This is a genomic window from Azospirillum sp. CT11-132 (genome assembly GCF_047302835.1).
GTDB lineage: Bacteria > Pseudomonadota > Alphaproteobacteria > Azospirillales > Azospirillaceae > Azospirillum.
Genome location: NZ_JBGLZA010000009.1, coordinates 166,399 through 181,653, shown reverse-complemented (window position 1 = coordinate 181,653; position 15,255 = coordinate 166,399). Strand labels below are relative to the sequence as shown.

At 69.0% G+C, this 15,255-nt stretch carries 8 protein-coding genes and 2 pseudogenes; 2 read left to right on the top strand and 8 right to left on the bottom strand.

What is annotated here, in order from left to right:
- Positions 1-20: 20 nt before the first annotated feature.
- Positions 21-1,199, bottom strand: coding sequence for an acyl-CoA dehydrogenase (locus ACCD06_RS32475; protein ID WP_109076414.1), 1,179 nt, complete (start codon positions 1,197-1,199; stop codon positions 21-23).
- A 351-nt stretch (positions 1,200-1,550) separates the two neighbouring features.
- Between ACCD06_RS32475 and ACCD06_RS32470 the strand changes: the two genes are divergently transcribed.
- Positions 1,551-3,194: a VTT domain-containing protein gene (locus ACCD06_RS32470; protein WP_413346460.1), complete on the top strand. Its 1,644-nt coding sequence runs from the start codon at positions 1,551-1,553 to the stop codon at positions 3,192-3,194.
- A 36-nt stretch (positions 3,195-3,230) separates the two neighbouring features.
- Here ACCD06_RS32470 and ACCD06_RS32465 read toward each other — a convergent pair whose 3' ends face one another.
- Entirely contained in the window at positions 3,231-4,166 is a 936-nt protein-coding gene (locus ACCD06_RS32465; protein ID WP_413346458.1) for a DMT family transporter, read from the bottom strand.
- Positions 4,167-4,472: 306 nt separating this feature from the next.
- Here ACCD06_RS32465 and ACCD06_RS32460 point away from each other — a divergent pair, with 306 nt between their 5' ends.
- The gene (locus ACCD06_RS32460) at positions 4,473-5,426 is read left to right on the top strand and encodes an exonuclease domain-containing protein (protein WP_413346456.1); all 954 of its coding nucleotides are present in this window, start codon (positions 4,473-4,475) and stop codon (positions 5,424-5,426) included.
- A gap of 24 nt (positions 5,427-5,450) precedes the next feature.
- On the opposite strand, the gene ACCD06_RS32455 is transcribed toward ACCD06_RS32460, so the two are convergent.
- The 6 genes and pseudogenes from ACCD06_RS32455 to ACCD06_RS32430 form a co-directional block, all read right to left on the bottom strand.
- Positions 5,451-7,253, bottom strand: a complete 1,803-nt coding sequence (locus ACCD06_RS32455) for an ATP-binding cassette domain-containing protein (RefSeq protein WP_413346454.1) — start codon at positions 7,251-7,253, stop codon at positions 5,451-5,453.
- Between the two features lie 1,025 nt (positions 7,254-8,278).
- Positions 8,279-9,022: pseudogene (locus tag ACCD06_RS32450) on the bottom strand (ATP-binding cassette domain-containing protein); the annotation flags it as partial.
- Positions 9,023-9,250: 228 nt separating this feature from the next.
- Positions 9,251-10,519, bottom strand: a pseudogene (locus ACCD06_RS32445) (cysteine peptidase family C39 domain-containing protein); the annotation flags it as partial.
- Between the two features lies 1 nt (position 10,520).
- On the bottom strand, positions 10,521-11,927 hold the full coding sequence (locus ACCD06_RS32440) for an NHLP bacteriocin system secretion protein (protein ID WP_413346452.1): 1,407 nt from the start codon (positions 11,925-11,927) through the stop codon (positions 10,521-10,523).
- A gap of 19 nt (positions 11,928-11,946) precedes the next feature.
- The gene (locus ACCD06_RS32435) at positions 11,947-13,044 is read right to left on the bottom strand and encodes a hypothetical protein (protein ID WP_413346450.1); all 1,098 of its coding nucleotides are present in this window, start codon (positions 13,042-13,044) and stop codon (positions 11,947-11,949) included.
- A gap of 202 nt (positions 13,045-13,246) precedes the next feature.
- Positions 13,247-15,253, bottom strand: coding sequence for an ATP-binding protein (locus ACCD06_RS32430; RefSeq protein ID WP_413346448.1), 2,007 nt, complete (start codon positions 15,251-15,253; stop codon positions 13,247-13,249).
- Positions 15,254-15,255: the final 2 nt, after the last annotated feature.

Sequence of the window (15,255 nt, the reverse complement as noted above, 5' to 3'; positions counted from 1 at the left end):
GCTACCTTACAAAAGCGACCTTACGAGAACGCCTGCAGGCCCGTCTGCGCCCGGCCCAGGATCAGGGCGTGGACGTCGTGGGTGCCCTCGTAAGTGTTCACCGTCTCCAGGTTCACCATGTGGCGGATGACCTGGAACTCCTCGGAGATGCCGTTGCCGCCATGCATGTCGCGGGCGACGCGGGCGATGTCCAGGGCCTTGCCGCAGTTGTTGCGCTTGATCAGCGACACCGCTTCCGGCGACCAGCTGCCGTCGTCCATCATGCGGCCGACGCGCAGGCAGGCCTGCAGGCCCAGCGTGATCTCCGTCATCATGTCGGCCAGCTTCTTCTGCACCAGCTGGGTCTGGGCCAGCGGGCGGCCGAACTGCTTGCGGTCCATCGTGTACTGGCGGGCGGCGTGCCAGCAGAACTCCGCCGCGCCCATCACGCCCCAGGCGATGCCGTAGCGCGCCTTGTTCAGGCAGCCGAACGGGCCGCCGAGACCCGAGGCATTGGGCAGCAGGTTCTCTTCGGGGACGAAGGCCTCGTCCAGCACGATCTCGCCGGTGACCGACGAGCGCAGCGACAGCTTGCCCTCGATCTTCGGCGTGGAGAAGCCCTTGGTCCCGCGCTCCACCACGAAGCCCTTGATCTTGTTGTCATGGGCCTCCGACTTCGCCCAGACGACGGCGAGGTCGGCGATGGGCGAGTTGGTGATCCACATCTTGGAGCCCGACAGCAGATAGCCGCCGTCGACCTTGGTGGCGCGGGTCTTCATGCCGTTGGGGTCGGAGCCGTGGTCCGGCTCGGTCAGGCCGAAGCAGCCGATCAGCTCGCCGGTGGCCAGCCGCGGCAGCCACTTCTTCTTCTGCTCCTCGCTGCCATAGGCGTAGATCGGGTGCATGACCAGCGAGGACTGCACCGACATCGCCGAGCGATAGCCGCTGTCCACCCGCTCCACCTCGCGAGCGACCAGACCGTAGGCGACATGGCTGACGCCCGGCCCGCCGTACTCCTCCGGGATGGTCGGGCCCAGCAGGCCCAGTTCGCCCATCTCGGTCATGATCTCGCGGTCGAACCGCTCCTCGCGGAAGGCGGAGATGACGCGCGGCTGCAGCCGGTCCTGGCAGTAGGCGCGGGCGCTGTCGCGCACCAGCTTCTCATCCTCGGTCAGCTGGGCTTCAAGGAGAAAGGCGTCGTCCCACTGGATGCTCTGCACGGTGCGTCTCCTGGTCGTATCGTCTGGGTCGTGTCGTCTGGCGCTTCGCCCGCCGGTCACCGATTGGCCGGTCTTCATTGGGACGCACTGTGCCGCGCCAGCGCCATAGCTGCAAACACATATTTTCTATCATGGTCATACCGTTTCGATATGACCTAAAGGAAACAGTCTCTATGCCGCACGGTTCTACAAAAGTTTTAACGTGAAGCTTACCTTTTCCTATGCAATTTTGCCTGTGGCATCCTTGCCGCCCCGACTTCAACGGACAGCCCGCCCGTGTTTGCTGCATTGCAACCAATAACCGCCCTCGCTGGTTTCCCCCTGTTGCTGGGCCTTGCTTTGCTGACGCTTTTGCACGAAGACGTTGCGATTGCAGCGGGTGCGAGCCTCGTCAGCGTCGGCACCGTCAGCATTGGCGTGACCGCCTTCACGCTACTGTGTGGGATCGTTGCCGGCGACCTGTTCATTTATGTCCTCGGACTATTGTCGCTGCGGGTCACCTGGATCCGGCGGCGGACCGAAGGGCCGATGCTTGAGCGCTGCCGCAACGCATTGCAGAAGAACCTGCTGCCGACGCTGGTGACTTGCCGGCTGGTGCCCGGCGTCTTGTTCCCCACCTATTTCGCCTGCGGCGTCATGCGGGTGCCGTTCCTGCGGTTCGTCGCCATCACCCTGGCGACCGCCGGCGTCCATGTCGGGCTGCTGCTGACGCTGATGACCTCCTCGCTGGAATCGGCGGCGGTGCAGGTGCAGGTGATCGGCATCGGCTGCGCGGCGGCGCTGATGCTCCTGCGCACGCGGCGCGCCCAGGCCATCGCCGGCGCCCTGTTCGCCCGCGTCCGGGCGAAGCTGGAGCCGCATCTGCCCGCCGGACTGCGCGATGCGCTGCACGGCAGCCCGACCCCGCGCGCCATTGCCCTGCCCGGCCTGCCGGTGGTGCCGGCCGGCGCCCCCACCATCGGCTGGGCGGAGCGCATTCCGCCGCTGCTGTTCTACATCCCGCTGGTGGCGCAGTGGTTCGCGCTCGGCATCCGCCACCGCAGCCTGACCCTGCCGACCGCCGCCAACCCGTCGATTGAGGCCGGCGGCCTGCTGGGCGAATCGAAGATCGCCTGCATGGACCTGATCGGGCCGGCGGCGCGGCGATGGGCCGCGCAATCCGTCGCCCTGGTCAACCGCCCGTCGCTGACCCCGGCCCAACTGGATTCGCTGGCCTCGGGCGCCGGCCTGTCCTTCCCGCTGGTCGCCAAGCCCGACATCGGCTGGCGCGGCATCGGCGTGCGGCTGGTGCGCGACAGCGCCGACCTCCACGCCTATCTCCGCGGCTTCCCGGCCGACGCCCGCCTGATCCTGCAGGAGCATGTGCCTTACGCCGGCGAGGCCGGCATCTTCTACGTCCGCAAGCCGGGGGAGCGGCACGGGCGCATCTTCTCCATGACCTTCCGCTATTACCCGCATGTGGTGGGCGACGGCCGCTCCACCCTGCGCCAGCTGATCGCCGCGGACCCGCGCGCCTCCTGGAAGGCGGAGCTGCATCACGAGGCGCTGGCCGACCGGCTGGACGAGGTGCCGGAGGCGGGCCGCACGGTTCGGCTGTCGCTGGTCGGCAGCAGCCGGGTCGGCGGCCTCTACAAGGATGCCTGCGGCCATGTCACGGCGACGCTGACCGCCCGCTTCGACGAGATCGCCGACGAGATGCCGGGCTTCCATTTCGGCCGCTTCGACGTGCGCTTCGCCTCGGTGGAGCGGCTGGCGGTGGGCGAGGATTTCCGCATCATCGAGGTCAACGGCGCCGGGGCGGAGGCCATCCACATGTGGGATCCGGAATTCCGGCTGGGCGATGCCTACGCCACCCTGTTCCACCAGCAGGCGCTGATGTTCGAGGTCGCCGCCGCCTGCCGGGCGCAGGGTGCCCGTCCGCTGAGCGCGCTGGAACTGGTCCGCTACCAGCGCCGCCAGCAGAATTTGCTGCCGCTCTATCCCGCCTCCAACTGACGACCACAATTCCTATTCCGGCGCCGCCGGGTCCGCTCAGCGCGCCCGCGCCGACAGGACGATGCCGCCGGCGATCATCGCCACGCTGGCCAGCACGCCCGCGCTCAGCGGCTCGTGGTAGAAGATCGCGCTCAACAGCAGGGCCGTGATCGGCACCAGACAGACGATCTGCCCGGCCTGGCTGGCCGGCATCACCGACAGCGCCTTGCCCCACCACCAATAGCAAAGCCCGGTGGCGATCAGGCAGTTGTAGGCGACGACCGCCAGCAGGGAGCCCGACCAGTGGATCGGGTGCCCGGATTCGGTGGACAGCGCCAGCGGCACCATCACCAGCGCGCTGGCGGCGATCTGCCAGAAGGTCTGGGTCCAGAAGGGCGTGCGCCAGACCCGCCGGCGGTACAGGGTCGCCCCCAGCGCCCAGCTGAGCGCGCAGCCGATGAGCAGGCCGTTGCCGATCAGCGCGTTGGCGTCGTTCCAATCCACCAGCACCGGGTTGAAGAAGACGACCACCCCGGCGAAGGTCAGCCCCGCCGACGCGGCGCGCCGCCCGGTGATCCGCTCGCCCAGCAGCAGCAGGCCGAGCGGCAAGGCCCACATCTGCATGGTGTAGGCGAGCACCGACGCCCGCCCCGGCGAGACGAACTGCAGCCCGATGTTGCTCAGCCCCATCATGCCGGCGACCTGCAGCAGGCCGGCGACCGCCAGCATCAGCCGCTCGCCGCGCTGGGGCAGCAGGGGAAAGCGCAGGATCGGCGCCAGCGCCGCGACGCTCAGCGCGGTTCCGAACAGCCGCACGGCGCAGAAGGCGAGCGGCCCGATGTCGACCAGCGCCAGCTTCATCAGCGGCCAGTTGGCGCCCCAGAACAGGACGATCCCGGCAAGCTGCGCATAGACCGTCAGGCCCGGTCCGGTTCCGGAGGCCGTTGGGAGGACCTTTCCGGTATGATGCGAACGCCACCGGCTCCGTGCCACACGACACCTTCCTCGTTTGATTCGACCATGACTCCACCGAACGTTGCCGGCGGATAGAAGCCACCATGACAGGCGGCCTGCGGAATCACTGAGCCGGTTCAGCAGATCGTCACGTCATATCGGCTATGCGTCTCCCCAAGCCGCAGGGCGCGCCGGAGTCGAAAGAGGCGGGATCGGCCGCAGATCGGCGACCGTACGGTCGCCGGCCCTGCGACGGCACGGACTCTCGACCTGCGGTGGCGGACCCGCCTATAGTCGGCGCGTGTTTGACGTGGCAGGGCCGTCCTGCCCCCGGAACGAGAGGTCATGAGCCGTTTGATCGATGCAGTGCGTGCCCGTCCGGCGGCAGCGGCGAAAGCCGCCCGGACGCAGACCTCCGCCCGCCGTTTCGTCGTCATCGACTGCGAGACCACCGGGCTGTCGCCGGCCGGCGGCGACCGCATGGTCAGCTTCGCCGCGATCGAACTGGCGGAGGCGACGCCGACCGGCCGCTGTCTCAGCCTCATCTTCAATCCGGGCCGCAAGTCGAACCCGCATGCGCTGAGGGTGCACGGGCTGCCGGATCACCTGCTGCGCCACCAGGATCCCTTCCACAGCGTCGCCCAGGACGTTCGCGACTTCCTCGACGGCGCGGTGCTGGTCGGCCACAATGTCGGCTTCGACATCGACTTCCTGCGGCATGAATTCCGGCTCTGCGGCCTTCCCTGGGCACCGGGCCAGTCGGTCTGCACGATGCAATATGCAAGGGGGCAACACGCGCGGGCGCAGGTGGCCGGGCGCGCGTCGCTCGATGCGGTCGCGACCCTGTTCGGCATCGATGTCGGCATCCGGGCGCGCTTCCACGGCGCCTTCGTCGATGCCGAGATCACCAGCCGCCTGTTCCAGAAGATGATCCTCGGCAGCGCCGAGATGCTGGCGGTTCCCCATCTGGCGCCGACCAACCAGATCGATCCGCCGCCGGTGGTCCGGCCATCGGCCGCTCCCATCACGCACGGCATCGGCGGTTATGCCTTCGCCGTCACCGGCGAACTGACCGGCCTGTCGCGCGACGCGGTGATGGCCCGTATCCTGGCGCTGGGCGGACACTGGCATCCCAGCGTCCGCAAGGACACCGACTATCTCGTCGTCGGCCACGCCCCCGGCGCCACCAAGCTGGACACCGCCGCCGCCCGGCGCGCCAAATACGGCAAGCCCGACATCATCGACGAGGCGCAGTTCTTCGCCATGGTGACGGCGTCCGGCGCCGGAAAGCGCGGCTGACGCCGATCGACACGCGGAAATGCGCTACGCGCCCAGCAGTCCGCGGGCTTGCAGGTCGGCAAAACGGCCGGCATGGGCGACGCGGCCACCATCCAAAATCAGGATGCGGTCGGCGCCGCGGATGGTCTCCAGCCGGTGGGCGATGACGATCCGGGTGCAGTCGAGCGACGACAAAGTGCGGATGGTCGCCGCCTGGGTGGCGTTGTCCAGCGCGCTGGTCGCTTCGTCGAGGATCAGCACGTCGGGCTTGGTCACCAGCGCGCGGGCCAGCAGAAGCCGCTGCACCTGCCCGCCCGACAGCGTGCGCGACGCATCGGCGATGGGGGTGCGCACGCCCAGCGGCATCGCCCGGATTTCATCCGCGATGGCGGACGCCGCCAGCGCGTCCCAGATTTCCGCCTCGGTCGCGTCGCTCAGGCCGCGCACCACGTCGATCAGCGCACCGGGCGGCAGTTGCGCCCCCTGCAGCACGGTGCCGACCCGCCGCCGCAACAGCCCCAGATCGAGCGAGGACAGGTCGTTGCCGTCATAGGTGACGCTGCCCACCCGTGGCCGCTCCAGCCCCAGCAGAATCCGGACGAGCGTGGACTTGCCGCAGCCCGACCGGCCGAGGATCGCCACATACTCACCGGCGGCGATGGACAGGTTCAGGTTGGCGAAGACCGGCGTCTCGGCCTGGGCGTAATTGAAGTACAGGCCGCTGACCGCGATCTGCCCGGACAGCCGGCCGGGGTCGATCCGTCCCAGCGCCGGCTCCGGCGCGCATTGCAGAACCGGATCGGCGAAGGCGCGGGCGGCGTAGACCTGATAGAAGGCGCCGAACCCGTCGCCCAGTGCCGCCGCCGCCCCGTTGGCGATCATATAGGCGGTCATCATCGCGACGATGCTGGCGCTGTCGGTCCCGGCGGAATGGAAGACCAGGAACAGCGCCGCCATCGCCAGCACCGGCAGGGCGGAGTTGACCGCCGCCATCCGGCCCTCGATCTCCTGCACCTCCATGCGCTTCTCGCGCATGCCGATGAAGCGCTCCGACCAATGGGTCAGCGCCCAATGCTCGGCGGCGGCCAGACGCAGCTTGGCGATGCCGGTCAGGAACTGCATGGCCAGGGAATCGGCCTGCCCGCTCAGCGCCTCGCCCACCTTGTAGACCCGCGCCCGCAGCACCGCCGACAGCACCGCCAACCCCAGTTGCACCGCCAGCGCCAGCACCGCCACCACCGCGCCGCCGCCATGGAAGGACGCCATGGCGAAAATGCTGGCCACCAGCACCGCGCCGGTGCCGATGCCGGCGACGGTGAAGCCCTGGGCGGCCAGAGGCAGCGCCATCGCCATCCCCACCCGCGCCGCCATGTCGCCGGCCGAATGCTGGCGCAGCACCGGCATCGGCAGCCGCAGCACCCGGTCCCACAGGCCGGCATGCAGCCCGGCCTCGCGCATCGTCTGCATGCTCTGCCGCGTCACCTCGCCGACCAGCTGGATCACCAGCGTGACCGCGGCGACGCAGCCCAGCAGGATGCCAAGCTCCAGCAGGCCGCCATGGTCGCGCGCCGGCACCAGCGACGAGAAGGCGAACTTCATCCCGAACGGGCTGGCGAGGCCGAGCAGCGCGCCCAGCGCCGCCACCGCCAGGGTCAGCAGCCAGAAGGCCGGCGGGGTCCGGACGAACCGCATCAGCGACCCGACAGTCTGCGGCCGGTCCGGCAGCGGCTCCACCATGGTCCAGGCCGACGGCGACAGTCCGGCGGCGACCGGCGCGGTGACGCGGACCGGCTTGGCGCCCTCGCCGGCGAGCAGGTCGTAGCCGCGCCCCTTCGGCAGCAGCGCCACCGGCCGGCCGTCCAGGTGCTCGCGGGTCGACCAGGCGATCTCGCGCGGCGCCGGCGCCCGGCCTGGCGCCTTCAGCAGGCGTCACCAGGTCGCCATGCCAGGTCTTCGAGGCGCGGCATGCCGATCTCCTTCATCGCGCGCCGAGCGAATACCAGGCTCGCGCTCGCGCGTAGTACGGTTTCCGGCGCACGCAGGCGTTACGTGGTTGAAAAGGGTATATCGGCAGCACAGTGTCACGCTGCAGAATGGATCAAGAGTGGGTTGCTCTTGTCTTGCTTATTGCTGTTATTGCTGGTGTTATCGAGCAGTTTTGCGTCCATGGTTTGATGGATAGGCCTGCGGTATTCCTACTTTTGGGTGCATGCTGCTGGTGAGAGGAGTTTGTCTCTTTCTGTCTTGTTGAGGATCTGTTCCGATATGGCTTCTGTTATTCAGGTCTCGTACGTTATGATGTTTTGGCTGTGAAGTGAGTTCGTGAATGAAGCAGCGGATATGCCGAGCATGACACGGACGGTCTGTCGTCTTCAGCCACACGGGCAGGGTGCACAGTGCTCGGAGGGATGGATCTCCAGCCCCAGCAGCAGGCGCTGGGGAGGGTGGGACTGCGGCAACACATCCGGGGTCTCCTGCACCATCGGCGGAAGGCTCGGCGGTTGGGAAGCCATCCGTCGATGCGAGCGTCCGTTGGCTGATGGCCACAGGATGTCGCAGAGAGCAGCAGATGCCGAGACCAGGGCCGGGACACGTCCTGAGCCCCTCCTGGTCTCACGTGGGTGTCCGGTCGACTCTCCGAGCGGCTCTGATACCCCCGTTCTGACCCGGCGCCGAGGAGCACGCATCTGCATTCCCGCACAGGCAGCACGGAGTGCCACCCACACCACCCACCAGCGAGCTGAAGAGCGCCAGGCAGGGTGCGATTAGTTGAGCGCCCATATATGGGACGGGCAGATGGCTCCGTTCCTCCATATTCAGATCGATCTCAGCCTTGGCCTCCCGAGTGCCACCACATGCTGCTGAGTAGCTGATTACAGGCACCACGCCTGTACCTGGATACGTATCCGGGTGTAGTAGTTATGCTCTCTGCCATGGCCGCCATTCCTGTTGCCCATTCCAGCCCCAGCGTGTGCCTGTGCGTCCACACACAGGCACACTGAGTGCAGCGGTGCTTGTTTTCGTGTGAACAGTGGTCGGGATCCGACGATCTCGCCGCTCTGCATCACCAGCACCCGGTCGCAGTCGCGGATCGCCGTCAGCCGGTGGGCGATCACCAGCATGGTCGATCCCCGGCGGCGCAGGTTGGACAGCAGCTGCGCCTGGGTGTGATCGTCGAGCGCGGCGGTCGCCTCGTCCATCACCAGGATGCGCGGGTTCTGCACCAGGGCGCGCGCCATCTCGATGCGGGCGCGCTGGCCGCCGGACAGATTGGCCCCGCCTTCGCTGACCGGGGAGGCATAGCCGTCGCGGCGATCGATGATGATGTCGTGGATCACCGCGTCGCGGGCGGCGGCGAACAGCCGCTCGTCCGACACCGTCGGGTCCCACAGGGCGATGTTGTCGCGCACGCTGCCTTCGAACAGCGTCACGTTCTGATCGACGACCTGCACGCTCTGGCGCAGCACCCGGCGTGGGATCTCGCGCAGCGGCTTGCCGTCGAGCAGCACCTCGCCCGACCAGGGTTCGTAAAGCCCGGCGGTCAGCAGAGCCAGCGTCGATTTGCCGGAGCCGGAGCCGCCGACCACCCCGACCCGCTCGCCCGGCTCGATGGTCAGCGACAGGCCGCGGATCAGCGGCGGCGCCCGGCGGGAATGGCCGAAGGTCACGTCGCGCAGCTCGATCCGCCCGGTCAGCCGGCGCAGCACGGCGGGGGCCTGCTGCGGCTGCGCCTGCCGGAATTCCTCGGCGATGGGATGCTGCATGGTGTCGTCGAGCAGGCGCAGGTAGGACCGCGCCTCCTGGATGCGGGCGCCGAGCTGGACGAGGCGCGACACCGGCGCCAGGAAGGCCGACATCAGCACCATGAAGCCCATCATGGCGCCGATGGTCATGCCGCCTTCCGCGACGATGCCGCCGCCGACGGTGACCACGGCGGCCGACGCCACCCCGCCGACGAAGGCCGGCAGCAGCCGCAGAACGGCGCGGCGCAGCATCAGCGACTGTCGGATGTTCAGCACGCGGGCATGGCGGGCGACCAGCCGCTCGAACAGCAGCCGCTCCGCCCCGGCGGCGCGGTAGGTCTCGATCATGCGCAGCCCCTGCTTGGCGTCGGCGCCCTCCTGCGCCGATTCGTTCAGCAGACGCTGCTGCCCCTCCTCCAGCTGGCGCGACAGCAGGGCCAGCGCCAGCGCGAGGCTGGCGGCGGCGGCCACGGCGACCAGCGCCAGCGCCGGCTGGTAGAAGGCCATCGCCGCCAGATAGGTCAGCGCGGTCAGGATGGCGAACAGGCAGCCGCCGATCTCGCCGGCCAGCAGCTCGGCCAGCCGGTCGCTCTGCATGATGCGGTCGGCGACCGCCGCCGGGCCGCGCTGGCCGAAGAAGCCCATCGGCAGCCGCAGCACCCGCTCCATGAAGCCGATGCCGCCCAGCAGGGCCAGACGGGTCTCCAGCCGGTGCAGCACGCTCTTCTGCAGCCAGGTGAAGGTCAGCGTGACCGCGCCGACCAGCATCATCGCGCCGATCAGCGGGGTCATCCAGTCGGCCAGCCCGCCGACCAGCACGCTGTCCATGAAGATCTGGCGGAAGGCGGGGAACAGCATGCCGGGGATCGCCAGCAAGAGGCTGATCGCGGCGGCGAACCACACCGCCCCCCAGGATTTGCGCAGCCGCCGGGCGAGGCCGCGCAGCGCGCTGGGGGCGGAACCGCCCTTGCGGAACTCCGGCCCCGGCGCCATCAGCAGGGCGATGCCGGTGAATTGGCGGCGGAATTCGGCATCGTCGACGCGGCGCCGGCCGCGCGCCGGGTCGTTCAGATACCACCAGCGCCCGCGCCGCCCCTCCAGCACCAGGAAATGGTCCATTCCCCAATGCAGGATCATCGGCCCGGCCTGTCCGGCCAGCCCCTCCGGCTCGGTGCGCACGCCGCGCGCCTGCAAGCCTAACTCGCGCGCGGCCTGGACCAGATTGGCGGCGCGGCTGCCGTCGCGCGAGATGCCGCAGCGTTCGCGCAGGTCCTCCAGCGTCAGCCAGCGGCCGTAATGGGCGGCGACGATGCCGAGCGCCGCGGCGCCGCATTCCGCCGCCTCGATCTGCAGGATCGACGGGGTGCGCATCTCAGGCCCCGGACGCGGCCGGCGCCCCTGCGGGCGCCACGTCGGTCAGATCCAGCCGGAGCCATTGCTGCAGGATCGGCAGGGCCAGCGCGATCAGCCGGACCTTCTGCACGGTGATCTCCACCGACACCAGCGTGCCGCCATCCATCGAGAATTTCGGCGGATTGCCGGTGGACCAGCGCAGCGCCCCGGCCGGGTCGCGCTCCAGCCGGATCATGATCTCGAAGGGGGTGCGCAGCGTCTTCTGGAATTCGCCGACCAGCGCGTCGTTCTGCAGGGTGCGCAGCATGCCGACGCTGCTGGCGGGGGTGTCGGCCACGCGGTCGACCCGTCCGATCAGGTGCCCGTGCTCCTCCTTGCGGACGGATGCCGGCGACACGTCGGCCTCCATGCCATGGCGCAGCTTCTTGCCGTCCTGCGCCCCGACATAGACCAGGGCCACCAGATCGCCCCCCTGGCCGGCCAGCGCGCCGTCTCGCTCGATGCTGACGATCGGCGCCCCGCTCGACACCACCTGCCCGATGTTCGCCTTCGCCTCCACCACGCGGCCGCCATAGGGCGACAGCACCGCGGCATAGCGCTTCAGCCGGTCGCGGGCGGACTCCACCGCGCGCGAGGCGGTCGCCACCCGCTGCTCGGCCGCCAGCATGTCCTTCTCGCGCTGGGTCTGGCGGCGGGCGGCGTCGAGCGCCATGGTCTGCAGCTCGTTGCGCTGAGCCTCCAGGTCGGAGCGGATGGTGAACAGCTCGATCTTGGCGGAGATGGCGCGGTCGCGGGTGATCAGTCCGCGTTCGGCGAGTTGGCGGACCAGCTCCTCGCGCTCGCTCATCATGCGCTGGCGTTCCTGCAGCGACGCGATGTTGCCGTTGACCGCCTGCTCGCGCGCCTGCCGCCAGACCTCGTCGGCATGCAGGTCGCGCTCCTGGAAGCGTTGCATGTCGTCGCGGGCGGCGATGGCGTCCTGCAACTCGCCCTCGGCCTCCGCCAGCTTCAGCTTCTGCTCGCTCTGGTCGACCAGCGCGACGACGTCGCCGGGGTGGATCAGGTCGCCCGGCTTGAAGCGGATGTCGTTGATCCGGCCGCTCGATTCCGACACCACGTCGATGACGCCGCCCGGGCTGACGAGGATGCCCTGCCCGGTGATCTTGATCGGCACGTCGGTGAAGGACGCCCACACGACGACGCCGACGACCAGCAGGGCCAGCGTGACGCAGAAGGCCAGCACCGGCGGCCGCACCACCTCCAGGGCATCGTCCACCTGCGACACGGAGGTGGCGGCCTCCGCGGCTTCGGCCCGGAAGCTCGCCTTGCCGGTATTGCCGCCGGAAGCGGCCGGACCGCCGCCGGCCGGCGCAGATGCCGCCACCGGCCGATCCGCCGGCCGTTCAGTCGTCGCGCTGTCGCTCATGCCGCCGATCCGCCCGGCATCACCACTTCTTCATCTTCTTCTTGATGGAGTTGGTGACGCTCTTCGCGGTGTTCGACACGCTGTTGACGGTGCTCTGCGCCGTGCTGGACACGTCGTGAACGGCCGACTGCGCGGTATTGCTGACCGTGCTGGCGGTGTTCTGCGCCGTGTTGGCGACGGTGTGCGCCGCATCGGTCACCGCCGGGGCCGCGGTGGTCGCGACCGACTGCGCGGTGTTGGCGACCGTGTGGGCGGCGTCGGTGACGGCCGGCGTGGCCGCGGCCACCGCCTGGGCGCCGGCATGTTCCAGCGGCGCGGTGTTGACCGTGACCTCCTGGCCCACCGTGACGCCGCCGATGCCGATCGCCGCCGTGGCGCCGAGCCCGAGCGTGACATGGCCGTCGGAATAGCCCGCGGTGATCTCGGTCCCGGCACCGACCGACCCCGAATCGATAACGCCGACCGTGGTGGTGCTGCTGATGTCGTTGTTGCCGGCGGTGACCGAAGCCGTCACCTCGACGTAATTGCCGGCATAGGTGCTGACGTCGCCATGGACGCCGCTCGCCCCGATGGAGCCGCTGACCTCGGCGCCGGCACCGACCGCGATGGTCTGGGTGACCGAGCCCTCCACCGTCACGCCATGGCCGACATTGCCGCCGACCGTGGTTTCGGTCGTCACCGAAACGCCGACCGAGCCGGATGCCGACGCTTCCACCCCGGTGTAGGAAACCGACACGCTGGCGCTGCCGCTGGCGCCGGCCTCATAGCTGATGGTCTGGGTAACCGGTCCGTTGGTCACCGTCACGCTGCCGTGGCTGCCGGCAAAGCCGTCCGCCGTCGCGGTGACGCCGCCCGACCCGACGGTGACGCCGGCCGACCCGCTGGCGCCGGCCCCGACCTCGGTGGTCACGGTGGCGCCGCCGATGTCGTGGCTGGAGGAGGTGGAAACGCCGACGCTGCCCGAAGCGCTGGCGACCTCGACCCCGACGCTGACGCTGACCCCGTTCTCGTCCTCCTGCGCATGACCGGACTGGGCGTTGGTCGAGCCGGTTCCGCCCACCACCACCAGAAGCTCGTCATCGGAAATGTCGACCATCGCCGCCTGCGTCTTGCTCATGCCTGCAATCCCTGGTTATTGGATGATCGGAAGTCATTCGCCCCGGCTTTCACCGCCGCCGGGATTTGCGCAAGGTTTGCGCCAAATCTTTTGTATGAGGACTAACCGTTCTAGGTAATCCCATGTTTATGGGAGAGCTGGCGAAACCGGGATTTTCGCAAGTTATGGTGGCGTGTCGCAGGCGTCTTTTCTATCGGATGCTTTAAAAGCCCGGCAGGCGGAATGGCAGATCGATGACGACGCGGGTACCAATCGGGCCGGTGACCAGGGTCAGGTCGGCGCCCAGCGATGCCGCGCGCTGGCGCATGTTGTTCAGCCCCTTGCCGGGCCTTGCGGCGGCAATTCCGTCCGGAATGCCGCGGCCTTCGTCCCCGACGACGATGCGGACCGCGAACCGTCCCTTGTCGTCCGTCACACCCGTGGCGGCACCGTCCGGCGCCGGCGCCATGACGATGCTGACCCGGCGGCAGCCGGAATGGCGCACCGCGTTGGTCACGGCCTCCTGCAGGATGCGGAACAGCGTCAGGGCATGTTCCGACCTGAGTCCCTCGACGTCGGGCAACGGCGCCATCTGCCAGTCGAGTTCCATCCCCTGGGCCTGAAGCTGGGGACCGATGCGCTCGTGGAACTGCGCCAGCATCATGCCCAGGTCGTTGCCGACATCGTCCAGCGACGCCACGACCAGCCGCAGATCGTCCAGCGCCTGCCGGGCCGCCGCAGAAATGCGGCGGTAATCATGCTGCGGCAGCTCGCACTGGGCGACGATCGACACCAGCTGCCCGGCCAGCCCGTCATGCAGATCGCGGGTCAGGCGCAGCCGTTCGCTTTCCAGCGCGACGGCGCGGGTCTGCGCCTGTTCGCGGGCGAAACTGGCCCGCAGCTCGGCCTCCGCCGTCGCCACCTCGCGCCGCAGGATGTCGTTGAACCGGCTGACCTCGCCCAGCGCCTGGGCGAACCGCCACATCAGCGTCGCGCTGACCACCGTCATCAGCAGCGGCGCCATGTAGCGGGTCATCGACGGCACCCGCAGGTCCAGAACGCCGGTCACCGCCAGGATGTCGTGGCCGGCCATCATCACGATGACGATCAGGCCGCCAAGCACGAGCTGGGCGGCGGCATGGTTCCGCCGGATCGCCGCCGACAGCACGATCCAGCCCGACCAGCCCAGCATCGCCACCGCCCAGGGGATCACAAGGACGAGCCACAGCCACGCGAACCACGGCTGCAACGTTGGCGGGTCAAATGCTGCAAGCAGGAACGCGCCGGCGACCACCGCCGGGATCACCAGCAGCCACCGGAGCGGAACCGCCAGTTCTCGCCCGACCAGGCGGGACATCACGAAGGGCAGCAGCGCCCCCTGCCACTGGCCGGCGAAGTTGAGGACGCGATACAGCCGCTCCAGGCCGTTCGGCTCGGTGCCGAACATCGGCAGGCCCTGGAGCACGCCCAAGCCCAGGATCAGGCTCATCACCAGATGGATCGGCTCGTCGCGATGGCCGGCCCACACGATCAGCAGGGACAGGCACAGGGCCGCCTGCCACGCCACCAGCAGGCGCGGCAGCGTGACCATCATCCATTCTCGCTGGCTGTAGGCGGGGCGAAGCAGACGATCCGGGCCGACCACCACCGTGTCGAGAAAGCCACCGGACTGACTCCAGGCCGCGATGCGGATGTCGATCCGATTCTCGCCATCCCTCAACAGCGGCCGGGGGATCGGCTGGATCAGCGGCAGCGACTGGTTGACGACGACGTCGGACTGGATGGTCACGCTGTCGACCAGCAGCGCCCCGTTCAGCCACAGCGTCGCGTGCCCGGACAGGATCGGCACGTAGATCGACCAGCGGCCCTCGTCGCGGCCCTCGCCGACGGGATCGTAATGGAAAGTCAGGCGGAACAGGCCGGAACAGCCGACCGGATCGGGAACCGCCTTGCAGCGGTAAGGCAGCGGAACGGCGGCGGCCCCCGGCGGCATCGTCTCGGGCGGCGGAGTTTCCATGGCCTGGTCCATGGCCACCGGGGCGAAGGTCGCCTCGGCGACGGCCAATCCGCCGTCCGGCATCTCCGGGGTCGCCGTCACCAGCCCGAGACCGAAAATCGCGGCCAACCCGTAATACAGAAGCAGCAGCGGGCCGCGGCCTCTCAGCCAAGCCCGCAGGCGCCGCGGCAGGGACGGACCGGACGCCGGCAACCCGGCGATGTGTTGGCTCAAGT